This window comes from Streptomyces sp. NPDC041108 (assembly GCF_055592645.1).
The window spans coordinates 495,007-519,848 of the sequence record NZ_JBVIYK010000005.1 but is presented as its reverse complement, the minus strand read 5'-3'; the positions used below and the strand labels follow the sequence as shown (position 1 = coordinate 519,848).

The window sequence follows — 24,842 nt, the reverse complement described above, 5'->3', positions numbered from 1 at the left end:
CCTCAGAGCCGGGAAGGCGCATTACCCATGCTGAAAACTGGCAAGCCATTACGTTGGAGAAGACTTTCTCAGGCCGGTGATGACCGGCATTTGCTCATCCCTCTCGACCACAGCGTCTCGGACGGCCCGGTCGCCCCTCCGGGGCAGTGGGAAGACCTCCTTCGGGCACTGGTGGCCGGCGGGGCCGACGGGATCATCGTCCACAAGGGGCGGGCCCGCACGCTCGCCCCGGACCTCCTCGGGAACTGCGCGCTGGTGGTGCACCTGAGCGCGAGTACGGCCTGTTCCGCCGACGTGGACGCCAAGGTGCTGGTCGGCGATGTCGAGGAGGCGGTGGCGCTCGGCGCGGACGCGGTCAGCGTCCATGTGAACATCGGCTCGGACACCGAGGGGCGTCAGCTCGTCGACCTGGGTGCGGTGGCCCGTTCATGCGACACCTGGGGCATGCCGCTGATCGCGATGGTCTATCCGCGCGGCCCCCGGATCGAGAACCCGCACGATCCCGCCCTCCTCGCGCACATCGTGAACGTCGCCGCCGATCTGGGCGCCGACATGGTGAAGACGACCGTCGCCCTGCCGCTGGAGCGGATGGCCGAGGTGGTGGCCCACAGCCCCATCCCCGTCCTCGCGGCCGGCGGTCCACCGGACGGCTCCGACCTCATCGAGTACGGCACCACGGTGATGGCGGCCGGCTGCCGGGGGCTCGCCGTCGGCCGCCGGATCTTCTCCTCCCCCTCCCCCGCCTCCCTGGTCTCCCGGCTCGCGGCGGTGGTGCACGGGACCGGCGGCGAAGGCATCACCGAAGACATGAGCATGACCGCTCCCCCCTCTCCCCGTTACTCGACGATCGTGGCAGGTGTCGCATGAGGTTCGCGTGGATCGATCTCCGTGAAGTCCCCCGTCCGCAGCTCCAGGCGGTGGTGGACGCGGCCGTCCACGCCCGGATGGCCGGAGTGGTCTCGGCCGACGCCGAGTTGCTGGGGACGCTGCCGCCGACCGTGACCCGGGTGCTGGTGTCCGCGGAGCCCGCGGCGGCGCTCGCGAGGAAGCCGGCCGACAAGTCCGCCGACAAGGGGGGCAAGGAGGCCAAGGGCGCGGGTGACGCCAAGCCCTCCGGCGCGGGCGGGACCCTCGCGGACGCCGGGATCGACGTCCTGCTGCGGAAGTTCTCCACGCAGGACGAGCTGGACGCGCTCGCCGCGGAGAACCGCGCCGCCGCCCGAGTGCCCGCCTCGGGTGCGCCGGTCACCGGTACACCCGTCGCCGGCTTCGTCGACGTACGGGACGACCGCACCCTCCAGCTGTCGTGCGTGGGCGCGATGGCGCTGCCGTACACGGTGATCCATTTCGCCGACCCGACGAAGATCCCGCTGGAGATCGTGCTCGCGGCGGCCGAGTCGGCCGAGGGGCAGCTGGTGACGGTCGTCGGGGACCTGGAGGAGGCGGCCATCGTCTTCGACGTGCTCGAACGCGGCTCCGACGGCATCCTGTTCACCCCCCGGAGCGCGGACGACGTGTTCGCTCTGGCCCGGCTGCTGGAGGCGACGACCCCACAGCTGGAGCTGTCGACGCTGACGGTGGAGAGCATCCGGCACGTCGGGCTCGGCGACCGGGTCTGCGTGGACACCTGCTCGCACTTCGAGGAGGACGAGGGCATCCTCGTCGGCTCGTACTCCTCCGGTTTCGTGCTCTGCTGCAGCGAGACGCACCCGCTGCCGTACATGCCGACCCGGCCGTTCCGGGTCAACGCCGGTGCCCTGCACTCGTACACACTGGGCCCCGACAACCGCACCAACTACCTCAGCGAGGTCGGCTCCGGCAGCGCCCTGCTGGCGGTCGGTGCCGACGGCCGCACCCGACGGGTCGTGGTCGGGCGCGCCAAGCTGGAGTCCCGGCCGCTGCTGGAGATCCGCACGCACGCGGAGGACGGGCGCCTGGTGAGCCTGACCGTCCAGGACGACTGGCACGTACGGGTCCTCGGACCGGGCGGCAAGGTCCTCAACGTCACCGAACTGCGGACCGGGGACGAGCTGCTCGGCTATCTGGCGCAGGACAAGCGCCATGTCGGCCTGCCCATCGGCGAGTTCTGCAAGGAGGTCTGAGGCCTCATGGGCGAACTCGTGGCGGCCGCGGCCGGTGAGGACGGGATGGGCGTCCTGGTCCAGCGGCTGTTCGACGCGCGGGACGACGGCCTGCCGTATCTGACGCACCAGCGGGAGACCGTCGGCCGGGCCGGGTTACGGGAGCGGGTGGCCAAGCAGGCCGCCGTGTTCGCCGGCTACGACATCGGCCCCGGCAGCACGGTGGGGCTGCGGACGCCGCCCAGTTTCACCCAGGTCGAGGTGCTGCTCGCGCTGTGGCGGCTGGGCGCGCAGGTGATGCTGTTCGACTTCCGGCTCAAGCCCGCCGAGGTGGACGCGCTCTGCGCCGGCTGTCGGCCGCAGTTCATGGTCCGGGCCGGGTCCAACGTCCGTGCGGCGTTCGGCTTCCGGCCCGAGTACGAGGTGGCCACCGAGTGCCGCAGGGGCGGCCGGCCGGCCGCGGGCGGGCACCGGCTGGTCCAGTTCAGCTCGGGCTCCACCGGGCGGCCGAAGGTGATCGGCAGGACCGCCGGCTCGATCGCCGCCGAGATCGAGTCGTTCGCGGCGGTCCCCGGAATGCCGGGCGAGGGCGACCGGCTGCTGCTGCTCAGCTCCACGGCGCACAGTTTCGGCCTGCTCGGCGGGCTGCTGCACGCGCTGGCGGCCGGCGTCCGTGTCGTCTTCGCGCCCCGCGTCTCCGCCCGCGAGATCCTGCGGACCGCGGCCGACCACCGGGTCACCCATCTGTTCGGGGTGCCGATGCACTACGAGCTGCTCGCCGCCGCCCTCGATCCGCCCGAGCTGCCCGAGCTGCGGACCGCCGTCTCCGGGGGCGAGCTGATGCCCCCCGAGGTCGCCGCGCGGTTCGCCGAGCGGTACGGCGTCACGGTCGGCGAGGCCTACGGCACCACCGAGACCGGCATCGTCGCCATCGACGTCGGCGGCACGCTCCGACCCACCGTCGGGCGGCCCGCACCCGGTGTGCTGGTCCGGGAGCACAAGGGGGAACTGGACGTGGCGCTCGACGCGTCGCCGTACCTCTTCGACTCCGGCGGCACCCAGTACGAGGACGGCTGGCTGCACACCCGCGACCGGGCCGCGGTGGACGCCGACGGGACGGTCACCGTGGGCGGCCGCGCCGACTCCCTCGTCGTCGTCGGCGGCCTCAAGGTCGACCTCACCGAGGTCGAGCAGGTGCTCCGCGCGCACCCGGCCGTCGACCAGGCGGTCCTGGTCCACGAGGACGTGACCGAGGCGTACGTGGCGGTCGCCGCCGGGGCCGGGAGCCCGTCGGCGGAGGAGTTGCTGCGCTGGTGCCGGGAGCGGCTGGCCGACCACAAGCTGCCCCGCGTGATCCGGGTGCTGGACACCCTGCCCCGCACCTCGAACGGGAAGCTGGTCCGCCGGGCGGCCACGCTCCAGGCGGCGGCGAGCGGCGCGTAGCGGCCCGACGGGCGGCCCCCGCAACGGGCGCCCCGCACGACTTTTCGCATGACCTTCTCACGACATTCCCCCATGGAGATGGCGATCATGAGCACGTCCACCCTGGACAACGAGATCCGCGAGTTCGTCCTGACCACGGTCATCGACGAGATGAACATCCTGCTGAGCCGCGACGGCATCACGGACGAGAGCCCGGTGACCGTCGGCGGGCTGGAGCTGGACTCCCTGAGCCTGATCGAGCTGACGCTGCGGCTGGAGTCGCGGTTCGGCGTGGAGATCCCGGACACCGACATCGAGCCGCTGGCCTCCCTGACCCTCGGCGGGCTCGTCACCGAGGTCGTCCGGCGCGGGGCGAAGGCATGAGCGCGGAGGTCTCCGCGCCGTCCGTCCCGGCCACCTCCATGTCGTCCGTCATCACCCTCGACACCGTCCGGGAGCTGCTGTCCGACCGCAAGATCTTCCCCGGGGTACCCGACGACCTCGGTGACGACTCCGAACTGGTCCTGGACTCCCTGGGGTTGGTGTGGCTGCTGCACGTGGTGGAGGAACGGTACGGCCTGGTGGTGGAGCCCGGTGACGACGAGATCGCGAACCTGACCTCGCTCCGGCGGCTCACGGAGTTCCTGAGCGCGTCCGCGGCGGATGCGGCACAGGGGGGTGACCGCGTTGACCGGTGACGTGACGGTGACCGGGTTCGGTGTGCGCACGGCCTTCGGCGCGGGCGCGGACGCCCTGCGCCGCGGTGTCTTCGCCGGCGTCCCCTCCTTCGCCCCCACCACCCGCTTCGACACCGGCCCGTACCGCACCCCGATGGCCGGCGCCGCCCCCGACGGCCCCGACGGGGCCGAGCACCCGGCCCTGCGCCCCGCCCTCGCGGACTGCGGAAGGGAGGCGCTCGACATGGCGGGCCTGCCCCCGGGCACCGAGGCGGCGGTCCTGCTGGGTATCGCGGGCGACTGCACGAGCATCACGCGCCACTGGCGGGAAGCGGCGGCGGGACCGGAGGCCGACGTGAGCGGCGGCTCCGGCGCGAACCGGGCCGACGGACGGGGCGAGGCCGCATCGGGGCACGCCGACCCGGCCGACACGGCGGCGCACCTCGCCGACGCCGTCCCGGCGCACCTCGCCGAGTCGCTGGCCCGGGGTCTCGGCCTGACGGGGCCGCGGCTCACGTTCACCAACGCCTGTGTGGCCTCCGCCGCCGCGATCATCCATGCCTGCCGGCTGATCTCGTCCGGCCGGACCGACGTGGCGGTGTGCGCCGGCGGCTACCTCGTGGAGGAGGAGACGTTCGGGAAGTTCGACTCGGGGCGGGCGCTGTCCCGGGACGGCATGGTGCGGCCGTTCAGCGCGGACCGCACCGGGCTGCTGCTCGGCGACGGGGTCGCGGCTGTCGTGCTGGAGTCCGCCGAGCACGCGCGGCGGCGCGGTGCCCGGCCGCTGGCGGGCGTGGTCGGCTGGGGGGCGGCCACCGACGCCCACCACATCGCCCAGCCGCACCCGGAGGGTGTGGGCCTGGCCCGCGCTGCCCGGCAGGCGCTGCGGCTGGCCGGGGACCCCGACGGGTCGGCCCTCGGCTATGTCAACGCGCACGGCACCGGCACCAGGTACAACGACGGTGCCGAGACCCGGGGGCTGCGCGCCGCCCTCGCGGAGCGGGCCGGGTCGGTCCCGGTCAGCTCCACCAAGAGCACCACCGGCCATCTGCTGGAGGCGGCCGGTGTCGTGGAATTCGTGATCACGGTGCTGGCCCTCATGGACGGCGTACTGCCGCCGACCGCGGGCCTCACGCGGCCGGACCCGGAGTGCGACCTCGACTACGTGCCGAACCGGCCCCGGCAGGCCGACCTGCGCCGGGCCCTGACCATCAACGCCGCGTTCGGCGGCGCCAACACCGCACTCGTCCTGGAGCGGCCGTGACGACGACGGATCACGGCGGGAGAGCCGCGCAGGCGAGCACGCCGACGGACACCGGGGAGACCGTGCCCGCCGGGAAGGGACCCCTGCGCTCGCCCCTCGGCGTTCTCACCACCGCCACCGCGACGCACGGCACCGGACGGCCCGGCGACATCCCGCTGCCCCGGCTGCCGGGGTTCGTGGAGTCGGCGTTCAGTCCGCTGGCGTACGAGGTCGCCGCGCGCTGTCTGACCGAGTGGGCCGGTGGGGGCACCTCCCGCTCGAACGAAGCCGAGAGTGGGGCAGGCTCCCGTACGGCCGTCGTGCTGGCGAGCCTCATGGGGGACACCACCACGGCCGATCTGGCGAGCCGGCGGGTGGTGTCCGGGCGGGTCCACAACCCGCTGCTGTTCATGCAGGCCACGCCCAACTCCGTGCTGGGGCACATCAGCCGGGAGTTCCAGATCACCGGGCAGATGTTCAGCCTCTCCACGCTCGACGACCCGGTGACCGAACTGCTGGCCATGGCCGACCTCCTCCTGGAGGACCCGGAGCTGGACCGGGTCCTGGTGGCCGGCGTCGAACTGGGCGGCGGCGAGCGTACGGCCGCCGTGCACCGGGAGCTCTCCGCGGACAGCGGCCGCCCGGTCCCGGACCTCCCGGAGGCCGCCGCCCTGGCGGCTGCCGTCCTGCTCGGCCGCCCCGGCGCCGGCGCGCCCGTGACCGTCCGTGCCACGCCGACGCACGACGGCGAACCGCCGGCGGCCCTCGCGCACCCCGGCAGCATCCAGGGCCTGTTCGACCTGGCCGCCGCCCACCGACGGCTGCTGCGGGACGGCGGCACCCACGTCCTGGTCACCGAACCCCGGACGCCCGCGTTCCTCCTGGACGCCGAAAGCCTCCCGGAAAGAAACGAGACGGAGACCCATGCTCATCAGTAGGCAGGAGCGGGCGCGGATCTGCTCCGACACCGAACTCGGCGCCGGCAACGTCCTCGGGCGGCTGCGCGCCTACGCACGCCCGCTCGACGAGCCGGTGCTGCGGACCGACGGTACCTGGCGCGCGCCGGACGGCAGCCGGCCCGAGGTGCTGACGCTCGGGCAGCTGTACGAGGTGGTGGAGACGTACGCGGGCTGGTACGCGGCCCGGGGCGTGCGGCCCCGTGACCCGGTGGCCGTCCACTCCTTCTCCGCCGCCGAGTTCGCGGTGAACTTCCTGGCGCTGACCTCGCTCGGCGCCGTCCCCTCGTTCGTCAACGGCAACCTCGCCCCGGAGACCGCCCGGGAGTACGTCCGCCGCCAGGGCGCGGTGGGCGCCTTCACCGACGAGGCCCACCGCGAGGTGCTGACCCTCGGCGCCGAGGGCCCGGCGGGCGGGAGCGGCCTCGGTTTCCTGGTGACCGCCGCCGACATCCGGCCGGAGCACCGCGCGTCGCTCCCGCCGTCCTACCCGTACCGGCACGACCCGAGCGACCCGGTGCTCATCTCCCACTCGTCCGGCACCACCGGCATGCCCAAGGGGGTGCCGCACACCCACCGCACGCTGATGTACGCCCAGGTGCACCGGCTGCGCTTCTCCACCGGCGCCGACATGGAGCGGACGCTGGTGGGACTGCCCGGCGCGCACAACGCGATGGTGGCGACGCTGCTGTACTGCCTGCTGCTGCGCTCGGACATCAAGCTGCTCTCCAGCCAGCGCGGCCCGGACGTGCTGGACGCCGTCGAGGAGTTCCGGCCGACGACCGTACTGGCCTTCGCCGGGACCTTCGGCGAGATGGCGGCGGAGGACCTGACGGCACGTGACCTGTCCAGCGTGCAGGTGTGGTTCAACACCGGGGACGCGGCGCACGAGGCGCACATCCGGGCGCTCGTGGAGCACGGGAGCCACACCGAGATCCGGCGCGATCTCAGCCGGGTCCGGGTCGAGGGCTCGGTCTTCGTGGACGGTCTCGGTTCGTCGGAGGCCGGGTACTCCGTCTTCCACAACCGGCACACCAAGGACACCTCGGCCTACTCCCGCCGCGTCGGCAAGCCGATCAGCTTCGCCGAGGCCGCGGTGCTGGCGGAGGACGGCACCCCGCTGCCGCCCGGGCAGATCGGCCGGCTGGGCCTCAAGTCGCCCACGCTCACGCCCGGTTACTGGAACGACTCGCTGACCTGGAACCGGATGCGGCTCGGCGGCTACTGGCTCACCGGCGACCTGGCCCACCAGGACGAGGAGGGCAACTTCTACCACCTGGACCGGGTCCCGGACGCCGTGCGCACCCGTGCCGGCATCGTCTTCAGCACCCGCACCGAGGAACTGCTGCTGGCCGGGCTGCCGCGGCTCGCCGACTGCACGGTGGTCGGGGTCGCCCCCGACGGCGTCCGCGCGGACTGGGACGGCGACGGGGAGGCCGAGGCGTACGCGCTGCTCCAGCTCGCGGACGGCGAGGGGACCGACGACGACGGTGAGAGCGACGAGGTGTGGACCGGGCGCGTCAACGCCGTGCTGACGGCCGCCGGGTTCCCGCCGGTCACCCGGGCGCTGCGGATGAGGCCCGACGACGTGGCCAAGGGCGCCACCGGCAAGGTTCTCAAACGAGTGATGCGGGACCGGTTCGCAGCCCGCCTGGCCGCCGCGACCACCGCCGAGGAGCAGCACGCATGAGCACGCACAGCGACGCCGAGGGCGTCAATCACCGCGCCCGCGCCGGTGAGGCGTACCGGCTCTGGTGGCAGCACGACGCCAACTGGTACCAGGGGGTCGCCGCGCGGTACGGCCAGGAGGTCGCCAACGAGATCAACGCGGAGGCGATGGGGAAGGTCGCCCTGCACGTCGGGCAGCGCGTCGCCCGGCTGCGCGGACCGCTCCCGGACACCGGCGACAGCCGCAAGGACCTGGAGGAGCTGCGCCGCCGCTACGACGAGTGCGGGGACCGGATGTTCCCGCCGGAGCTGCGCAACGCCTCCACCGAGGTCGAGGACGACGACCTCGTCGTACTCACCCTGAAGCGGAACTTCGCCATCACGATGGTCCGGATGGCCGGTTCCCTGGAGGGCTACCGCTGCCCGTGCACGGCCGTCCACGCGGGCTGGTCCGAGGGCCTCGGTGCGACCCTGGCGGAGAACCGGGCCGAGAGCTGTCTGCGGGACGGTGACCCGGCGTGCCGTCTGCTCATGCGGATCGCCACCCCCCTCGCACCGGCCGCGGAGGGCTGAGGCGTGCGTGTACTCGTCGCCGGGGCCACCGGAGTGGTCGGGCATCCGCTGGTGGGCGCGCTTCGGGCGCGGGGCCATCACGTGAGCGCGCTGGTGCGGCAGGGCTCCCGGGGTCGGGCCCCCGAGGCGGACGAGGTGGTGGTCGCGGACGCCCTCGACCGTGCCGCCGTGCTGTCGGCGGTGTCGGCCGCCCGTCCCGAGGCGGTCGTCCACCAGCTGTCGGCCCTGCGGCTGCTGGGCGACGACCCGCCCGGAGCCTTCGCCCTCACCGCGCGACTGCGCACCGAGGGCACCGCCCATCTGGTCGAGGCGGCCCGCGAAGCCGGCGTGCGCAGGCTGGTCGCCCAGTCCATCGCCTTCGCCGCCGCCCCGGCGGGCGATCCGGTCCTGGACGAGGACGCGCCGCTGTACGTGGACGCCCCCGACCCCGGCTGGGCCACGACCGTGCGGGCCGTCGCCGAGCTGGAACGGCGGGTGACGGGCGGGGGCCCGGAGGGGGTGGTGCTGCGCTACGGGACGCTGTACGGCCCCGGCACCGCGTACGCCCGCACCGGCGCGACCGCCCGGGCGGTGCTGGCCGGACGGCTGCCGCTGGCCGGCGGCGGGGCCGGGATCATGTCGTTCCTGCACGTCGAGGACGCCGTGGGGGCGGCCGTGACGGCCGTCGAGTCCGACGCCACCGGGGTGTTCCATGTGACGGACGACGACCCCGCCCCGGCCGCGCAGTGGCTGCCGCACCTCGCCCGGACGCTGGCCGCGCCCTCCCCGCGCACGGTCCCCGCGGCCCTCGCGCCCCGGCTGCTCGGCTGGTTCATGGCCCACCAGCTCACGTCCGCGCACGGCGCCGCCAACGACCGGGCCCGTACGGCCTTGGGCTGGAAGCCGGCCAGACCGAGCTGGCGCGACGGGCTGGGCCAGGAATGACCCGTGCCGAAGGCGTCCTCACCGTCTGTGTGATCGGCGCCGGTCCGCGCGGCCTCTCCGTGCTGGAGCGGATCTGCGCCAACGCGGGCGGAGTCGGGCGGCCGGTCGAGGTCCACCTCGTCGATCCGTACCCGCCGGGCGCGGGCGCGGTCTGGCGCACGGACCAGCCGGCCGAGCTGCTGATGAACACGGTCGCCTCGCAGGTGACCCTGTTCACCGACGACAGCGTGGACTGCGCGGGCCCGTCGGTACCGGGGCCGAGCCTTTACGAGTGGGCGTGCGCGATCCGTGGCGAGGCGACCGGACAGGACGTCGCACGTGGCTTCGGCCGGGACTGCGACCGTGGCTTCGGCCGGGACCTCGCGCAGGCCCTGCCCGCGCGGGCCGTGGAGGAGGCCCGACGGCTCGGCCCCGACGCCTATCCGACCCGCGCGTTCCACGGCCACTACCTGGAATGGGGCTTCCGGCACCTGTTACGCACGGCCCCCGCCCAGGTGACCGTCCGCACCCACCGGACGACGGCCGTCGCACTGAGCGACGACGCCGGGACCGGGCGGAGCGAGGACGCCGCGGTCGGGCAGGGCGACGAGGTCGCCGGCCCGCCGCAGCGGGTGACGCTGGCGAACGGCGAGCGACTGGCGGGACTCGACGCGGTGGTGCTCGCCCTCGGCCACGGCACTCTGACGCCGTCGCCGGAGGAACGCGCCCTGCGCGCCTTCGCCGACCGCCACCACCTCGTCCACGTGGCCCCGGCCAACCCGGCCGACACCGACCTGAGCCGTGTCGCGCCGGGCACCCCGGTGGCCCTGCGAGGACTGGGCCTGAACTTCTTCGACTGCCTGGCCCTGCTCACCGAGGGCCGCGGCGGCACCTTCAAGGAGGGCGAGTCCGGTCTCGTGTACCTCCCGAGCGGCAACGAGCCCGTGCTGTACGCCGGTTCGCGGCGCGGGGTGCCCTACCACGCCCGGGGCGAGAACGAGAAGGGCGCGCTCGGCCGCCACGAGCCACGCTTCCTGACCCCGGACGTCATCGCGGGGCTGCGGCGCCGCGTGGCCGACGGGCACCCGCTCGGCTTCCGCCGGGACCTCTGGCCGCTCGTCGACCGCGAGGTACGAACCGTCCACCACGAGGCATGGATCCGCGCAGCGCGAGGGCCGGAGGCCGCCGAGGAGTTCGTACGGTCGTGCCTGGCGGACCCGGACGGGCGGGGCGAGGCGGCCCTGCTCGACCGTCACGCGGTCCCGCCCGGCGAGCGCTGGGACTGGGCACGGATCGAACACCCCGACGGCGGGCGGAGGTTCACCGACCGCGCCGGCTTCCGGCACTGGCTGCTGGCGTATCTGCGCCGGGACCTCGCCGAGGCCCGTCTGGGCAATGTGCGCGGACCGCTGAAGGCGGCACTGGACGCCCTGCGGGACCTGCGCAACGAGATCCGGCTCGTCGTCGACCACGGCGGAATCTCCGGCGACTCGTACCGGGCCGAACTCGACGGCTGGTACACCCCGTTGAACGCCTTCACCTCGATCGGCCCGCCGGCCTTCCGCATCGAGCAGCTGATCGCGCTGATCGAGGCGGATGTCGTCCAGGTGCTCGGTCCCGGAATGCGGGTACGGGCGTGGACGTCCGGTGCCGACGCGGCGACCGGCGTCGGCGAGGGCGGTTTCCTCGTGGACGCGGAGTCGGTGGACGAACCCCCGGTGCGGGTCACCGCCCTGATCGAGGCCCGGCTGCCCGCCGTGGACCTGCGGCGGAGCACCGACCCGCTGCTCCGGGGACTGCTCGCGTCCGGCGCCTGCGTCCCGTACCGGCTGACGGGCGAGCCGGGTCACGAGCCCGGCGGGCTGGCGGTCACCGACGGCCCGCCCCGGCTGGTGGACGCGGCTGGCCGGCCGCACCCGCGCCGGTTCGCCTTCGGGGTGCCGGTGGAGGGGGTGCGCTGGGTGACGGCCGTCGGCATCAGGCCCGGTGTCGGCTCGGTGACGCTGGAGGACTCGGACGCGATCGCGCGGGCGGCACTGGGGCTGGGACCGGCTTCGGAGGCCGGGAGCCGCGAGGTCACCGCCTGTCCGCTCCCACTTCGGACATCAGGGACGAGGAGTCGATGAGCGTGAACGCGATGTCCGTGGGCACCGACGCGGGCCTGCTCGCCCCCACCTGGGCGGGCACACCCGTCGCCGCCGAGGTGACCGACGAGGCGTGGCTGCAGGCCATGCTGGACGCGGAGGTGGCGCTGGCCCGCGCCCAGCACGCGGTCGGGCTGACGCCCGCCGCCGCCGTGGAGACGATCGCCGCGGCGGCCCGAGCGGAACGGCTGGACCTGGTCGCCCTGGCCCACGCGTCCCGGGCGGCCGCCAACCCGGTGGTCGCCCTGGTGACCGTCTTCAGCGAGGTGGTCGCCGCGAGGGATCCGGTCGCCGCGGAGTATGTGCACCGCGGGTCCACCAGCCAGGACATCCTGGACTCGGCGGCGATGCTCATCAGCCGCCGGGTGCTCGACCTGATCGCGGCGGACTTGTCGCGCGTGACGGCCGCCCTCGCCGCACTGGCCGACACCCACCGCCGCACCGTTCTCGCCGGCCGCACCCTCGCCCAGCACGCGGTACCGACGACCTTCGGGCTGAAGGCGGCGGGATGGCTGGAGCTGGTCACCGACGCGTCGGTGCGGGTGCGGGCGGTGGCCTCGCGGCTTCCGGCCCAGTTGGGAGGGGCGGGTGGGACGTTGGCCGCCTACCGGGAGTACGCGGCGCTGGATCGCGGGGGCCCTGACGGACCGGGCGACGGCGGCCCCGGTGAGGGCGGGCTGGAGCTGCTCAAGCCGTTCGCCGAGGCGCTGGGCCTCGCCGAGCCCACCCTCCCCTGGCACACCGTCCGCACGCCCGTCGCCGAACTCGGGGCCGTGCTCCAGCTCGTCACCGGGGCGCTCGGGAAGTTCGCGCTCGATGTGCAGACGCTGTCCCGCACGGAGATCGGTGAGCTGTCGGAGCCGGCCGGGGCCGGGCGGGGCGCCTCCTCGGCGATGCCGCAGAAACGGAACCCCGCGCTGGCCACGCTGATCGCGTCGGCCGCCCGGCAGGTCCCCGCGCACGCCCTCGTGCTGGCGCAGTGTCTGCTCGCCGAGGACGAAAGACCCGCCGGGGCGTGGCACGCCGAGTGGCAGCCGCTGCGGGAGGCGCTGCGGCTGACGGGCGGGGCCGCGCACACCGCCGTCGAACTCGCGGAGGGGCTGATCGTCCACCCGGAGCGCATGCGGGCCAACCTCGAACTGACCGGCGGCGCCATCGTCACCGAACGCCTGAACGTGGCGCTGGCCCCGGTGCTCGGCAAGGTCCGCGCGAAGAAGCTCCTGACCACCGCCTCGGCCGAGGCCGCCGACACCGGTCGCCCCCTGCGTGCGGTACTGGCCGCCGACCCGGAACTGTCCGCCCGGTTCTCCCCCGACCGGCTCTCGGAACTGCTGGATCCGGCCCACTACACGGGCGCGGCCGAGGCCCTGATCGACCGGGCCCTGCGCAGACACGCCGAGCTGGGCGATGAGCGGCTCCGAGAACCGGACCGGGAGCAGCGCCGGGAACCGCACGGAGCGCCGCGCGGTCACGAGAAGAACGGAGGCACACGGTGAGCACCGTGAGCCGGACGACCGCGACACCGGCCGCCCCACCCGCCCGCTCCTGGCCCGTCCTCCTGGTCGTGGTCTGCGCGCAGATGCTGATCTGGCTGGACACCTCGATCCTCAACGTCGCCGTCACCACCCTCGCCGACCCGGTGGAGGGTCTGGGCGCGACCCCCGGCGAACTGGAGTGGGTGGCGAGCGCCTACACCCTGGTCGTCGCCTGCACCCTGTTCGCGGGGGGCGCGCTGGCCGACCGTTTCGGCCCCCGCAGGACGCTCGTCGCCGGGCTCGCGCTGATCGGCGTGGCCTCCGGCACGGGCGCGTTCGTGGACAGCCCGGCGTGGCTGATCGCGGCGCGGGCCTTCATGGGGGCGGGCAGCGGCCTGCTCATGCCCGCGACACTGACGGTCATCGTGCAGAGCACCCCCGAGGAGAAGCGCACCCGGGCGATCGCGATCTGGAGTTCGTCGAGCGGCCTCGGCGTGGCCGTCGGTCCCGTCGCGGGCGGGGCACTGCTCAGCCACTTCTGGTGGGGCTCGGTGTTCCTGGTCAACGTGCCGATCGTGGCCCTGTGTCTGCTGGCGGTCCTCGCCGTCGTCCCCGACCTGGGCGGCTCCCGCCGCCGGGTGCTCGACCTGCCGGGCCTCGCCCTGTCGGTGCTCGGCCTGGGCGGCGTCGTCTACGGCATCATCGAACTCGGTGGCGGCAGCGCCTGGTACGGGCCGCACGTCCTGCTGCCCCTGGTGCTGGGCGGTGTCGTCCTGGCGGTGTTCGTCGCCGGTCAGCGCAGGTCCGCGACGCCCAGTCTGGACCTGAGGCTGTTCCGGCAGCCCGGCTTCACGGCGGGCAGCATGGTGCTGCTGATCGCCTTCATGGCACTGGCCGGCCACCTGTTCTACGCGGCGTTCTACCTCCAGGGTCCCCGGGGCCTCTCTCCCGCCGACGCGGGCACCGTGATGATCGCCGCCGCCGTCGGCATCGTCCTGGGCAGCCAGGCGTCCCCGGCACTGAGCCGCCTGTGGTCCGCCCGCTGGACGGTCGCCTCCGGCGTCCTGGCCACCGCCCTCACCTACGTCGCCTACGCCTGGCTCGACGGGCGCACCCCCCTCTGGGTCGTCGCCGTCCTGCTGTGGATCCAGGGCTTCGGCATGGGCCTGGTCGGCACACCGGTCACAGCCGTGATGATGCGCGGGGTGCCGCCGCAGCTGGCGGGCGCCGGCTCCGCCGTCAACAGCGTCACCCGGCAGGTCGGCGGCACCCTGGGCGTGGCCATGGCCGGCTCGATCCTCTCCGGCGTCTACCGGCACCGGATGGCCGACGCCGAACTGCCCGGCGCCGCGCGGGGCCTGTCACCGGCGGCCGAGGAACAGGCCCGCACCTCCGCCGAGGCCGCCCGCTCCCTGTCCCGCTCCCTGGACCTGCCCGAGCTGGCCACCACGGCCGACCGCGCCTTCCTCGACGCCATGTACGCCGTCACGCTCTCGGTCGCCGCCCTCGCGCTCATCGGATGCGTGGTGGCCGTCGTGGGCCTGCGCACACGGCCCTCGGTACGCGACCGAGCGAAACCCGACAGAGAGAAACGGACAGCGCGATGACACAGCCCACGCCCCGCTCGGTCCTCGTCACCGGTGGCAACAGAGGCCTCGGCCTGGCCGTGGCCCGCCGTTTCGCGGCGGCCGGGGACCGGGTCGCAGTGACCTATCGGGGCACCGAACCCCCCGCCTCCGAGGGTTTCCTCGCCGTACGATGCGATGTGACGGACAGTGCCCAGGTCGACCAGGCATTCAAGGAGGCGGAGACCGCCCACGGCCCGGTCTCCGTCCTGGTCGCCAACGCGGGCGCCACCCAGGACCGTCTGCTGGTCCGGATGACCGAGGCGGACTTCACCTCGGTCGTCGACACCAACCTCACCGGGGCCTTCCGGTTCGCCCAGCGCGCCGTGCGGGGCATGCTGCGCGCGGGCCACGGCCGTATCGTCCTGGTCTCCTCCACGGCCGCCCTGCGCGGCGCCCCCGGCCAGACCAACTACGCGGCGGCGAAGGCCGGTCTGGTCGGCTTCGCCCGCGCCCTCACCCAGGAGCTCGGCCCCCGCGACATCACCTGCAACGTCGTGGCCCCCGGCCTCACCGAGACCGACATGAGCCGCGCCCTCACACCGGAACAGCGCCACGCACTGCTGCGGACCACCCCCGCCGGACGCCTGGGCACCCCCGAGGAGGTCGCCGACGCGGTGGCCTTCCTGGCCGGCGCCGGATACGTACGCGGCGCGGTCGTCCCGGTCGACGGGGGCGCCGGACTGGGGCACTGAGGCGGACCGGGTGGGGAAGTGGACGTCACGCGGCCGCCCGCTTCCCCACCCCGTACGGCTACCGTCCGCGCAGCGCCCGGTACTTGGCGACCAGCGCCTTCGTGGACGCGTCCAGGCCCGGCACCTCCGCACCCTCCGTCAGCGCCGGCTCCACGCGCTTGGCGAGGACCTTGCCCAGCTCGACGCCCCACTGGTCGAAGGAGTCGATGTTCCAGACGGCACCCTGGACGAACACCTTGTGCTCGTACAGCGCGATCAGCTGGCCGAGGACCGACGGGGTCAGCTCCTTCGCCAGGATCGTGGTCGTCGGGTGGTTGCCGCGGAAGGTCTTGTGCGGCACCAGCTCGTCCGGCACGCCCTCCGCGCGGACCTCGTCCGGCGTCTTGCCGAAGGCCAGCGCCTGGGTCTGGGCGAAGAAGTTGGCCATGAGGAGGTCGTGCTGCGCCTTCAGCGTGTCGCTCAGCTCGGCGACCGGCTCGGCGAAGCCGATGAAGTCCGCCGGGATCAGCTTCGTGCCCTGGTGGATCAGCTGGTAGTAGGCGTGCTGCCCGTTCGTCCCGGGCGTGCCCCACACCACCGGCCCGGTCTGCCACGCCACCGGCTCGCCGTCGCGGTCCACGTACTTGCCGTTGGACTCCATGTCCAGCTGCTGCAGGTAGGCCGTGAACTTGGACAGGTAGTGGCTGTACGGCAGCACCGCGTGCGACTGGGCGTCGTGGAAGTTGCCGTACCAGATGCCCAACAGCCCGAGGAGCAGCGGCACGTTGGACTCGGCGGGCGCCGTCCGGAAGTGCTCGTCGACGATCCGGAACCCGTCGAGCATCTCCCGGAAGCGGTCCGGACCGATGGCGATCATCAGGGACAGCCCGATCGCCGAGTCGTAGGAGTAGCGTCCGCCGACCCAGTCCCAGAACTCGAACATGTTGGCGGTGTCGATACCGAAGTCCGACACCTTCCCGGCGTTCGTCGACAGCGCCACGAAGTGCTTGGCGACGGCGTCGGAACCGGCCTTCAGTTCGGCGAGCAGCCACTCGCGCGCGGAGGTCGCGTTGGTGATCGTCTCGATCGTGGTGAACGTCTTGGAGGCGATGACGAAGAGCGTCTCCGCCGCGTCCAGGTCGCGCACCGCCTCGTGCAGGTCGGCGCCGTCCACGTTCGACACGAAGCGGACCGTCAGGTCGCGGTCGGTGTAGGAGCGCAGCACCTCGTACGCCATCGCCGGGCCCAGGTCGGAGCCGCCGATGCCGATGTTGACGATGTTCTTGATGCGCCGACCGGTGTGGCCGGTCCACGCCCCGGAGCGGATGCGCTCGGCGAAGGCGCTCATCCGGTCGAGCACGGCGTGCACCGCCGGCACCACGTTCTCGCCGTCGACCTCGATCACCGCGTCGCGCGGGGCGCGCAGGGCGGTGTGCAGGACGGCGCGGCCCTCGGTGGTGTTGATCTTCTCGCCGCGGAACATGGCGTCCCGCAGCCCGAACACGTCGGTCGCGGCGGCCAGCTCGCGCAGCAGCCGCAGCGTCTCGTCGGTGACCAGATGCTTGGAGTAGTCGACGTGCAGATCGCCGACCTCCAGCGTGTACCCGGCGCCGCGCCCGGGGTCCGCCGCGAACAGCTCGCGCAGCTGGACCTCACCCTGCTGCTCCCGGTGCGCGGCCAGCGCGGTCCACGCGGGCGTCTGGTCGAGCCTGGTACGGCTTTCTGCGTTCATCTCGGACTTCAGCCTTCTTTCCTACCTGGTCCTGCGTACCTTGCCCCGCTGCCGGTCCCAACCTAATTGATCACAACGGAACACGAGCTGTCGTCCCGCGGTCGTCCGGGGCAACAACAGATACGTCCGTCCCGGGCGCCCGTGTCAGCACGGCACCGGACGGAACGGGAAGGCCGAGCCGACACGCCCGGGCGGCCCGCGACGGGAGACCGCCCCCGGAACACCTCCGGCCGGGCACCCAGGGTGCCCGGCCGGTGTCGACTTCTAGATCTCGCCCCGCAGTTTGGCGAGCGCCTCGGCGAGGATCGCCTCGCCGTCCGCGTCGCTGCGGCGCTCCCGCACATAGGCGAGGTGCGTCTTGTAGGGCTCGGTGCGGGGTGGGGCCGGGGGGTTGTCCCGGTCCTGTCCGGCCGGGAAGCCGCAACGCGGGCAGTCCCAGGTGTCGGGGACCTGTGCGTCGCTGGCGAAGCTCGGCTGGGTCTCGTGTCCGTTGGAGCACCAGAAGGAGATGCGCAGCCGGGGTGCGGACTCGCCGCGCTCGGCTTCGCCCATCGGCCCCGCCCCGACCCGGCTTCCTCGGATCGCGTTGCCACTTGCCACGGTCGTAACTCCCTGCGTGATGGTGCGGCGAAGCGAGTCGGCGTTTCGCTTCGCTGCGAGCGCCTCAGTCTACGTAAGGCCCAACGCGCGTCCAGTGATTGGAGTTACATCCCGCACACAGACGCAAGCCCCATGATAGGCCGCGTTCGAAGTCGCGTACCCGTCATGGGGCTTTACGTGCGGATTGGTGCGTCCGTGACGCGTTGTCTCGCCGGCTTCGGCCTGACGGTCAGTTGTTGACCTTCATCAGGATGCCGAGGACGACGATGCACGCGAACCACAGCAGACCGACCACGACGGTGATCCGGTCGAGGTTGCGCTCGGCGACCGAGGAGCCGCCGACGGAGGACTGCATACCGCCACCGAACATGTCGGAGAGGCCGCCGCCCTTGCCCTTGTGCATCAGCACCAGCAGCATCATCAGCAGGCTGAAGACGATCAGGGCGATCGAGAACCCCATAACCACGGCTGGACCAACTTCCTCGGATTCTGATGGACTGCGGGGACCGGCCGCGTGGCCGGTCCCCGCAAGAGTACGACGTTACGCCGCTAGGGCCTACTCACTGGTCGCGGAAGCGCACGATCTTGACGAACTCGTCGGCGTCCAGCGAGGCACCGCCGACGAGGGCGCCGTCGATGTCGGCCTGGGCCATGATCTCGGCGACGTTGCCGGCCTTGACCGAGCCGCCGTACTGGATGCGGACCTTGTCGGCCAGCTCCTGACCGTACAGCTCGGCGAGCTTGGCACGGATGGCCGCGCACACCTCCTGGGCGTCCTCGGCGCCGCAGACCTTGCCGGTGCCGATGGCCCAGACGGGCTCGTAGGCGACCACGACGGTCTCGGCGTGCTCGGCGGGGACGTCCTTCAGCCCGCCCTCGACCTGGGCGAGCGTGTGGGCGACGTGGTTGCCCGCCTCGCGGACCTCCAGCTCCTCGCCGACGCACAGGATCGGGGTCAGGCCGTACTTGTAGGCGGCCTTGACCTTGGCGTTGACGATCTCGTCGGTCTCGTCGTGGTACTGGCGGCGCTCGGAGTGGCCGATCGCCACGAACGTGCACTTGAGCTTGGCCAGCATCGGCCCGGAGATCTCGCCGGTGTAGGCGCCGGAGTCGTGGGCCGAGACGTCCTGGGCGCCGTACTTGATCTTGAGCTTGTCGCCGTCGACCAGGGTCTGGACCGAGCGCAGGTCGGTGAAGGGCGGCAGGACCGCGACCTCACATGCCTCGTAGTCCTTGTCGGCGAGGGCGAAGGCGAGCTTCTGGACGTGCGCGATGGCCTCGAGGTGGTTGAGGTTCATCTTCCAGTTGCCCGCCATCAGGGGCGTACGCGTGCTCATTGAGGGTCAGTCCTCCAGTGCGGCGAGGCCGGGGAGCGTCTTGCCCTCGAGGTATTCGAGGGAGGCGCCGCCACCGGTCGAGATGTGGCCGAATGCGTTCTCGTCGAAGCCCAGGATGCGCACGGCGGCTGCGGAGTCGCCGCCGCCGACGACCGTGAAGGCCTTGGAATCGAGGAGTGCCTGGGCGACCGCCTTGGTGCCCTCGGCGAAATCGGGGTGCTCGAAGACGCCCATGGGGCCGTTCCAGAAGACGGTGGCGGCGTCGGCGATCTTCGAGGTGTACAGCCTGCCGGACTCCGGACCGATGTCCAGGCCCATCTGCCCGGCCGGCATGGCGTCCGCGGCGACCGCGGTGGCGCCGGCCGGAGCCTTGGCCTTCAGGTCGGGGAACGCGGGCGCGACGACGGCGTCCACGGGCAGGACGATCTCGACGCCGGTGCGCTCCGCGCGCTCCAGGTACTCGGTGACCGCGCCGAGCTGGTCCTCCTGGAGGAGGGAGCCGCCGACCTCGTACCCCTTGGCCTTGAGGAAGGTGTACGCCATGCCGCCACCGATGAGGATGCGGTCGGCCTTGCCGAGCAGCTGGTCGATGACCGCGAGCTTGTCGGAGACCTTGGCGCCGCCGAGCGCGACCACATAGGGGCGCTGGACGTCGTCCGTGAGCTTCTTCAGGACGCCGACCTCGGTGGCGATGAGGTACCCGGCGTAGTGCGGCAGGCGGGCCGGGAGGTCGAAGACCGAGGCGTGCTTGCGGTGGACGGCGCCGAACCCGTCGCCGACGTAGACATCGGCGAGGGCGGCCAGCCGATCGGCGAAGGCGCCGCGCTCGGCGTCGTCCTTGCTCGTCTCACCGGCGTTGAAGCGCAGGTTCTCGACGACGGCGACCTTGCCGTCGCTCAGGGCCGCGACGGTGGCCGTGGCGGAGTCGCCGACCGTGTCCGTCGCGAACGCCACGTCGGCGCCGAGGAGTTCACCGAGGCGGGCGGCGGCCGGGGCGAGGGAGAAGGCGGGGTCCGGGGCGCCCTTGGGGCGGCCCAGGTGGGAGGCGACGACGACACGCGCGCCCGCCTCGGCCAGGGCCTGGACCGTGGGCAGCACGGCGCGGATGCGGCCGTCGTCGGTGATGGTGGTGCCGTCCAGCGGCACGTTGAGGTCGGCGCGGACGAAGACCCGCTTGCCGGCGACTGGCTCGGCGAGGAGTTCGTCGATCGTCTTCATGAAGGAGGGCTCCCGGGGAGGACTGGTGGTGCTCGTGATCGTAGGAGGGCCTTTTCTTACGTGAGGCAGGGCCCGGGCGGCGCGTCCCTGCGCCGCCCGAGCCCTGCCTTCACACGGAGGTGCCTGCTCTGTCGGTCAGAGCTGCTCGCCGACGAAGACCGTGAGGTCGACGAGGCGGTTGGAGTAGCCCCACTCGTTGTCGTACCAGCCGAGGATCTTCACCGTGTTGCCCTCCTGGACCATGGTCAGGGAGGAGTCGAAGGTGCAGGAGGCCGGGTCGCTGACGATGTCCGAGGACACGATCTCGTCCTCGGTGTAGGCCAGGTAGCCCTTGAGTGCGCCGTCCTCGGAGGCCTTCTTGAACGCGGCGTTGACCTCGTCCTTGGTGACCTCGCGCTGCAGCGTGACGACCAGGTCGGTGGCCGAGCCGGTCGGGACCGGGACGCGCATCGCGATGCCGTCGAGCTTGCCCTTGAGCTGCGGGAGGACCAGCGCGGTGGCCTTCGCGGCACCCGTGGTGGTCGGGATGATGTTCTCGGCGGCGGCGCGGGCGCGGCGCAGGTCCGAGTGCGGGAAGTCCAGGATGCGCTGGTCGTTGGTGTACGCGTGGACCGTCGTCATCAGACCCTTGACGATGCCGAAGTTCTCGTCGAGGACCTTGGCCATCGGCGCCACACAGTTGGTGGTGCAGGAGGCGTTGGAGATGACGTGGTGGTTGGCCGCGTCGTACTTGTCCTGGTTGACACCCATCACGATGGTGATGTCCTCGTCCTTGGCCGGAGCCGAGATGAGGACCTTCTTGGCGCCGCCGGCGAGGTGCTTCGCGGCGTCGGCCTTCTTCGTGAAGATGCCGGTGGACTCGATGACGATGTCGACGCCCAGCTCGCCCCACGGGATGTCAGCGGGGTTGCGCTCGGAGAGGACCTTGATGGTGTGGCCGTCCACGGTGATCGTGTCGGCGGTGTGCGACACCTCTGCCTTGAGACGGCCCAGGATGGTGTCGTACTTCAGGAGGTGTGCGGTGGTCGCGGTGTCACCCAGGTCGTTGACAGCCACGATCTCGATGTCAGCACCCTGCTCCAGCAGCGCGCGGAAGTAGTTACGACCGATGCGGCCAAAGCCGTTGATGCCTACGCGGATCGTCACGAACCGATCTCCTCGTTGGTACGCCGGCTCAGTGCCGGCGAGCTGTATGGGATGTCCCCGACCGCCTACGACCCTACCTCCCCGGGGCCCGTCGGGTGACATCGAGATGCCCTATACATGCCGGTGCGGTCCGTACTCACCGGTAGGGGTACGGACCGCCCTGGTTTTACAAGGTGATTACCTTTTGAGCGGCCCCCCGATCATCTGATTCCAGACGCCCGGAGGGCCGCTCACGAGGGCGTTCGCCACTCGTTCGGCGCAGTCGGCGGTCAGTTCTTCAGAGCCGCCAGCGCCTTGCCGAGCAGTGCCTTGCGGTCGGCCGCCGCGGGGACCTGCTCCAGACCGAAGCCCAGCAGCACGGTGTCGGCCGTGGTCACCGCGCCATAGGTCTTGAACAGTTCACCCGACAGGCCCCAGTCCTTCACCACTGCGGGGCTGCCCGCGGGCGGGCCGGGGGTGCTCCAGGCGCCGAGCGACGTCTCGAAGCCCTCGACCGCGCCGGCCGAGCCGCCGATGACGACGGTGGCGTTGTCGGCCAGGACGCCGCGACCGCCGGAACCGGGGTCGGTGACGTAGCTGAGCGAGACCTCGACCTTCTTCCCGGCGTAGGCGGACAGGTCGAACTCGACCTTCTGCCAGCCGTCCGAGGCCCCGGTGAAGCTGTTCCAGGAGCCGCTGGTGCCGGTGGGCGTGCAGCCCCCGGAGCCCAGGGTCAGGTACCGCTTCAGCGCCGGGTGGCCCTGGATGAAGTACCCGGCCTCGCACTCGACGGGCACGGCGGTGGAGGTGGCGCCGCCGGCCTCCGGCAGCGTCGTCCAGTCGTCCGCCCCGACCGTGTGCGCCTCCAGCAGGGCGTGGTCGTAGCCCTCCTCGGTGTTCCACAGGAGCTGGGTGCGCAGGGTGGGCTTGTCGGCCGCGCTCACCGAGGTGAGGTCGATGGTGCGGGTGAGGCGGTTCCAGGCGTAGTCGGTGTGCGTGGCGGCCGCCATGGACGCGCCCTCGTACGGGCCGTACGGGTTGACGGTGCCCGGGTACTGACCCGCGCCGGCGCTCTTGAACTGCGGGAACGTCTCCACGGGCAGGGCGTCCGAGGTGACCCCGAACGAACCGGCGGTGTTCAGCGGGTTCCCGGGCGCGTCGCCGAGCTTGCCGCTGAAGCCGTCGAGCTTGCCGAGGCCGGCGAAGGCGGTGGCGTTCGGCAGGGAGGTGCGGTTGTAGGCGCCCAGGTAGTACTGACTGAAGTCGTTCGACAGGGTGCCCCCGCCGAGGTCGACGGAGCCGCCGGCGCTCTCGCCCGCCTCGATCAGCTTGCCGCCCTCGTTGAGGTAGGCGCGCAGGGCGAGCTGGGTGGCGACGCCCGGACGGACGGCGCCCGTGTAGTGCACGACGGTCTTGAAGTGCTCCAGTACGCCGAGCGCGTCGGGAGCGCCCTGGGTCGCCACGTCCCAGACGAGCGCCCTCTTGTTGTTGGCCTTCAGCGCGTCGACGTAGGCCTGCGTCTGGGTCGCGGCCGCGCCCTCCTCGGCGACGACGAGGATGTCGCCCTTGGGGCGTTCGGCCACGGTGTAGGCGAAGCGCTCGCTGCTGGTGGGCTTGCCGCCCTTGGTCTCGCCGGTGAACCAGACCTCGACCTTGTCGCCGGGCTCACCCTCGCGCACCCGGGCCCGGTACTCGTCGAACCAGAGGTTGTCCTCACCGCCGTAGGTCTCGCCGCCCTTCCAGGGCTTGAGCCTCTCCTCGTAGGTGCGGCCGCGGCCGTTGATCCGGTAGTTCAGCTCCTTGTCGCTGACGGACCTGCGGGCGACGACGGAGACCTCCTGCTTCTTGCCGCGCGAGTACGACGTGGTGAACGTGGCAGGGGTGAAGTCGGGGGCGTCGACGCCGACCGAGGACTTCGGCCGGTCGGGCGTGACGGCGGACTCGGCGACGGAGAGCGCGAACGGGATGTTCTTCGCGAACTCGTCCTGGATCAGCTTCTCGTCGTCCGGGAACGTGAAGACGGAGGCGCAGTCCTCGGGCTTCCAGGCGTCGTTCGGGTCGATGCTCGACGCCGTCTGGCAGGTCGACATCTCGGGGGTGAACATCGCCGTGCCGTTGACGTTGGCCGCGTGGCCGTCCGCCTCGCCGTTGGTGGTGTACAGCTCGGAGGAGAGCTGGGGGTGGTAGCCGGGGACCGCGGGGTTCTCCGGGGTGCCCGCCAGCGACTTGTAGAGCACGTCGTCCGGGCTGGGGCTGGCCACCTGCCAGCCGACCCCGTAGAGGATGAGTTCGGCGGCCGAGTGGTAGTTGATGCCGTACTCGAAGCCGATGCGCTTCTCGAAGGCGTCCAGGGCCTTGGTCTCGGGCTCCGAGCCCGGGCCGGCGCCGCGGTAGGTCTCGCTGGTGGGGAACGGGGACGAGCCCTCGTTGTCGTAGCCCCACTTGTAGGCGAAGTTGCGGTTGAGGTCGACACCGTCGCCGACGGTGATGGCGTTGTCGCCGTTGACGTCCCGCAGGTTCTTGCGCCACTGGCGGTTGGCGGCGTCGCGGTGGGTGAAGTCGTATCCGTCGGGGTTGGCGGAGATCACGAACCATAGCTCGGTGGAGTCGACGATCTTCTTGATCCGCTTGTCCGTCTTGTAGTTGTCCAGGTAGTGGTGCAGCAGGCGCCGGGTCATCTCCGGAGTGATCCACTCGCGCGCGTGCTGGTTGGACATGTACAGCACGGACGGCTTGGCGCCGTCCTTGGTCTTCTTCGCGTCCTTGGTCAGCTTGACCGCGAGGATGTCCTGGCCCTGGAGGGACTTGCCGATGGAGACCACCTTGGTCAGTGAGGGGTTCTCCTGACCCGTGCGGAGGATCTCCTCCTTGATGTTCCCGGCTCCGCTGTAGGGGCGGTAGACCCCGTCGGCGGCGGCGTCCACACGCGCCTCCGCCTTACGCGTGAGCTGGTGCTCCCTCAGCTTGACGCCCTGCTCCTCCAGGGCGTCCGCCTGTTTGTCGGTGAGGTAGACCTCGACCGACGCGGTGCCCTTCTCCGGCGCCTGCTCACTGAGTTCGTGGCCGTCCTGCCCGGCGGCGAGCAGCAGCGGTATCTGCTTCTTCGTCACCTCGGCCCGGAAGACCTTGACTTCGTCGGTGTCGGAACCGTCGTTCTCGGCAGCCTGGGCCAGCGGCGCGAGACCCGCGCCACCGCCCAGCAGGAGCGCGCCGGCGGCGAGGATCGATCTCGCTCTTCGTCTCATGAGCCCCCCTTGCGTGATTCGCCCCAGTAGCGAACAGACGCCAGGCTCATGTCAGATCTGGGCCAAGTCAAGGAGGCGACACAGGCCAATCACATAATTCACGCGGAAAGCAGAAAGCCGGTGCCGACAGGCCCAAGTGGGCTT

At 72.2% G+C, this 24,842-nt stretch carries 21 protein-coding genes; 14 read left to right on the top strand and 7 right to left on the bottom strand.

Annotated elements, in window-relative coordinates; all coding sequences use genetic code 11:
• Positions 1–27 precede the first annotated feature (27 nt).
• From ACZ6BB_RS18030 to fabG, 14 genes are all read left to right on the top strand, one after another.
• A complete protein-coding gene (locus ACZ6BB_RS18030) occupies positions 28–867 on the top strand; it encodes a class I fructose-bisphosphate aldolase family protein (protein WP_471616129.1) in 840 nt (279 codons plus the stop codon).
• Positions 864–2,102, top strand: a complete 1,239-nt coding sequence (locus ACZ6BB_RS18025) for a 3-dehydroquinate synthase II family protein (RefSeq protein ID WP_471616128.1) — start codon at positions 864–866, stop codon at positions 2,100–2,102. The genes ACZ6BB_RS18030 and ACZ6BB_RS18025 overlap by 4 nt, the downstream gene beginning before the upstream one ends.
• Before the next feature lie 6 nt (positions 2,103–2,108).
• Positions 2,109–3,524 (top strand): class I adenylate-forming enzyme family protein, encoded by a 1,416-nt coding sequence (locus ACZ6BB_RS18020; protein WP_471616127.1) that lies wholly within the window; start codon positions 2,109–2,111, stop codon positions 3,522–3,524.
• A gap of 78 nt (positions 3,525–3,602) precedes the next feature.
• On the top strand, positions 3,603–3,887 hold the full coding sequence (locus ACZ6BB_RS18015; protein ID WP_225967402.1) for an acyl carrier protein: 285 nt from the start codon (positions 3,603–3,605) through the stop codon (positions 3,885–3,887).
• Positions 3,884–4,201 carry an acyl carrier protein gene (locus ACZ6BB_RS18010; RefSeq protein WP_471616126.1) on the top strand — a complete coding sequence of 106 codons (318 nt, stop codon included), beginning with the start codon at positions 3,884–3,886 and terminating at the stop codon, positions 4,199–4,201. The genes ACZ6BB_RS18015 and ACZ6BB_RS18010 overlap by 4 nt, the downstream gene beginning before the upstream one ends.
• Complete coding sequence (locus tag ACZ6BB_RS18005) at positions 4,191–5,444, top strand: beta-ketoacyl-[acyl-carrier-protein] synthase family protein (RefSeq protein ID WP_471616125.1); 1,254 nt, start codon at positions 4,191–4,193, stop codon at positions 5,442–5,444. The genes ACZ6BB_RS18010 and ACZ6BB_RS18005 overlap by 11 nt, the downstream gene beginning before the upstream one ends.
• Entirely contained in the window at positions 5,441–6,361 is a 921-nt protein-coding gene (locus ACZ6BB_RS18000) for a hypothetical protein (RefSeq protein ID WP_471616124.1), read from the top strand. Before ACZ6BB_RS18005 ends, ACZ6BB_RS18000 begins: the two co-directional genes overlap by 4 nt.
• Complete coding sequence (locus ACZ6BB_RS17995) at positions 6,348–8,069, top strand: class I adenylate-forming enzyme family protein (RefSeq protein WP_471616123.1); 1,722 nt, start codon at positions 6,348–6,350, stop codon at positions 8,067–8,069. The genes ACZ6BB_RS18000 and ACZ6BB_RS17995 overlap by 14 nt, the downstream gene beginning before the upstream one ends.
• On the top strand, positions 8,066–8,620 hold the full coding sequence (locus ACZ6BB_RS17990) for a hypothetical protein (protein ID WP_471616122.1): 555 nt from the start codon (positions 8,066–8,068) through the stop codon (positions 8,618–8,620). Before ACZ6BB_RS17995 ends, ACZ6BB_RS17990 begins: the two co-directional genes overlap by 4 nt.
• Positions 8,621–8,623: 3 nt before the next feature.
• A complete protein-coding gene (locus tag ACZ6BB_RS17985) occupies positions 8,624–9,544 on the top strand; it encodes an NAD-dependent epimerase/dehydratase family protein (protein WP_471616121.1) in 921 nt (306 codons plus the stop codon).
• Positions 9,541–11,649, top strand: a complete 2,109-nt coding sequence (locus ACZ6BB_RS17980; protein ID WP_471616120.1) for an FAD/NAD(P)-binding protein — start codon at positions 9,541–9,543, stop codon at positions 11,647–11,649. Before ACZ6BB_RS17985 ends, ACZ6BB_RS17980 begins: the two co-directional genes overlap by 4 nt.
• Positions 11,646–13,163, top strand: a complete 1,518-nt coding sequence (locus ACZ6BB_RS17975; RefSeq protein ID WP_471616119.1) for a nitrosuccinate lyase — start codon at positions 11,646–11,648, stop codon at positions 13,161–13,163. The genes ACZ6BB_RS17980 and ACZ6BB_RS17975 overlap by 4 nt, the downstream gene beginning before the upstream one ends.
• Positions 13,160–14,749 (top strand): MFS transporter, encoded by a 1,590-nt coding sequence (locus ACZ6BB_RS17970; RefSeq protein ID WP_471616118.1) that lies wholly within the window; start codon positions 13,160–13,162, stop codon positions 14,747–14,749. The genes ACZ6BB_RS17975 and ACZ6BB_RS17970 overlap by 4 nt, the downstream gene beginning before the upstream one ends.
• Positions 14,746–15,462 carry a 3-oxoacyl-ACP reductase FabG gene (fabG, locus tag ACZ6BB_RS17965; RefSeq protein WP_471616117.1) on the top strand — a complete coding sequence of 239 codons (717 nt, stop codon included), beginning with the start codon at positions 14,746–14,748 and terminating at the stop codon, positions 15,460–15,462. The genes ACZ6BB_RS17970 and fabG overlap by 4 nt, the downstream gene beginning before the upstream one ends.
• A 58-nt stretch (positions 15,463–15,520) precedes the next feature.
• Here the strand turns inward: fabG and pgi are convergent, their stop codons facing one another.
• From pgi to ACZ6BB_RS17930, 7 genes are all read right to left on the bottom strand, one after another.
• Positions 15,521–17,173: a glucose-6-phosphate isomerase gene (gene pgi, locus ACZ6BB_RS17960; RefSeq protein WP_471616116.1), complete on the bottom strand. Its 1,653-nt coding sequence runs from the start codon at positions 17,171–17,173 to the stop codon at positions 15,521–15,523.
• Between the two features lie 264 nt (positions 17,174–17,437).
• Positions 17,438–17,773, bottom strand: coding sequence for an RNA polymerase-binding protein RbpA (locus ACZ6BB_RS17955; RefSeq protein ID WP_010352468.1), 336 nt, complete (start codon positions 17,771–17,773; stop codon positions 17,438–17,440).
• A gap of 229 nt (positions 17,774–18,002) precedes the next feature.
• A complete protein-coding gene (gene secG / locus ACZ6BB_RS17950; protein WP_029181151.1) occupies positions 18,003–18,233 on the bottom strand; it encodes a preprotein translocase subunit SecG in 231 nt (76 codons plus the stop codon).
• A gap of 100 nt (positions 18,234–18,333) precedes the next feature.
• On the bottom strand, positions 18,334–19,110 hold the full coding sequence (gene tpiA, locus ACZ6BB_RS17945; protein WP_471616115.1) for a triose-phosphate isomerase: 777 nt from the start codon (positions 19,108–19,110) through the stop codon (positions 18,334–18,336).
• Between the two features lie 6 nt (positions 19,111–19,116).
• The gene (locus ACZ6BB_RS17940) at positions 19,117–20,328 is read right to left on the bottom strand and encodes a phosphoglycerate kinase (RefSeq protein WP_471616114.1); all 1,212 of its coding nucleotides are present in this window, start codon (positions 20,326–20,328) and stop codon (positions 19,117–19,119) included.
• Between the two features lie 135 nt (positions 20,329–20,463).
• Entirely contained in the window at positions 20,464–21,474 is a 1,011-nt protein-coding gene (gap, locus tag ACZ6BB_RS17935) for a type I glyceraldehyde-3-phosphate dehydrogenase (protein WP_059079307.1), read from the bottom strand.
• A gap of 269 nt (positions 21,475–21,743) precedes the next feature.
• Complete coding sequence (locus ACZ6BB_RS17930) at positions 21,744–24,698, bottom strand: M14 family metallopeptidase (RefSeq protein WP_471616113.1); 2,955 nt, start codon at positions 24,696–24,698, stop codon at positions 21,744–21,746.
• Positions 24,699–24,842 lie beyond the last annotated feature (144 nt).

What these genes read in the sequence shown, in the direction of transcription:
- ACZ6BB_RS18010 (WP_471616126.1), top strand. Translation starts at nt 3,884, where the DNA reads ATGAGCGCGGAGGTCTCCGCGCCGTCCGTCCCGGCCACCTCCATGTCG.
- ACZ6BB_RS18025 (WP_471616128.1), top strand. Translation starts at nt 864, where the DNA reads ATGAGGTTCGCGTGGATCGATCTCCGTGAAGTCCCCCGTCCGCAGCTC.
- ACZ6BB_RS18020 (WP_471616127.1), top strand. Translation starts at nt 2,109, where the DNA reads ATGGGCGAACTCGTGGCGGCCGCGGCCGGTGAGGACGGGATGGGCGTC.
- ACZ6BB_RS17975 (WP_471616119.1), top strand. Translation starts at nt 11,646, where the DNA reads ATGAGCGTGAACGCGATGTCCGTGGGCACCGACGCGGGCCTGCTCGCC.
- ACZ6BB_RS18015 (WP_225967402.1), top strand. Translation starts at nt 3,603, where the DNA reads ATGGCGATCATGAGCACGTCCACCCTGGACAACGAGATCCGCGAGTTC.
- ACZ6BB_RS17980 (WP_471616120.1), top strand. Translation starts at nt 9,541, where the DNA reads ATGACCCGTGCCGAAGGCGTCCTCACCGTCTGTGTGATCGGCGCCGGT.
- pgi (WP_471616116.1), bottom strand. Translation starts at nt 17,173, where the DNA reads ATGAACGCAGAAAGCCGTACCAGGCTCGACCAGACGCCCGCGTGGACC.
- fabG (WP_471616117.1), top strand. Translation starts at nt 14,746, where the DNA reads ATGACACAGCCCACGCCCCGCTCGGTCCTCGTCACCGGTGGCAACAGA.
- ACZ6BB_RS17940 (WP_471616114.1), bottom strand. Translation starts at nt 20,328, where the DNA reads ATGAAGACGATCGACGAACTCCTCGCCGAGCCAGTCGCCGGCAAGCGG.
- ACZ6BB_RS17930 (WP_471616113.1), bottom strand. Translation starts at nt 24,698, where the DNA reads ATGAGACGAAGAGCGAGATCGATCCTCGCCGCCGGCGCGCTCCTGCTG.
- ACZ6BB_RS17995 (WP_471616123.1), top strand. Translation starts at nt 6,348, where the DNA reads ATGCTCATCAGTAGGCAGGAGCGGGCGCGGATCTGCTCCGACACCGAA.
- ACZ6BB_RS17990 (WP_471616122.1), top strand. Translation starts at nt 8,066, where the DNA reads ATGAGCACGCACAGCGACGCCGAGGGCGTCAATCACCGCGCCCGCGCC.
- tpiA (WP_471616115.1), bottom strand. Translation starts at nt 19,110, where the DNA reads ATGAGCACGCGTACGCCCCTGATGGCGGGCAACTGGAAGATGAACCTC.
- ACZ6BB_RS18030 (WP_471616129.1), top strand. Translation starts at nt 28, where the DNA reads ATGCTGAAAACTGGCAAGCCATTACGTTGGAGAAGACTTTCTCAGGCC.
- secG (WP_029181151.1), bottom strand. Translation starts at nt 18,233, where the DNA reads ATGGGGTTCTCGATCGCCCTGATCGTCTTCAGCCTGCTGATGATGCTG.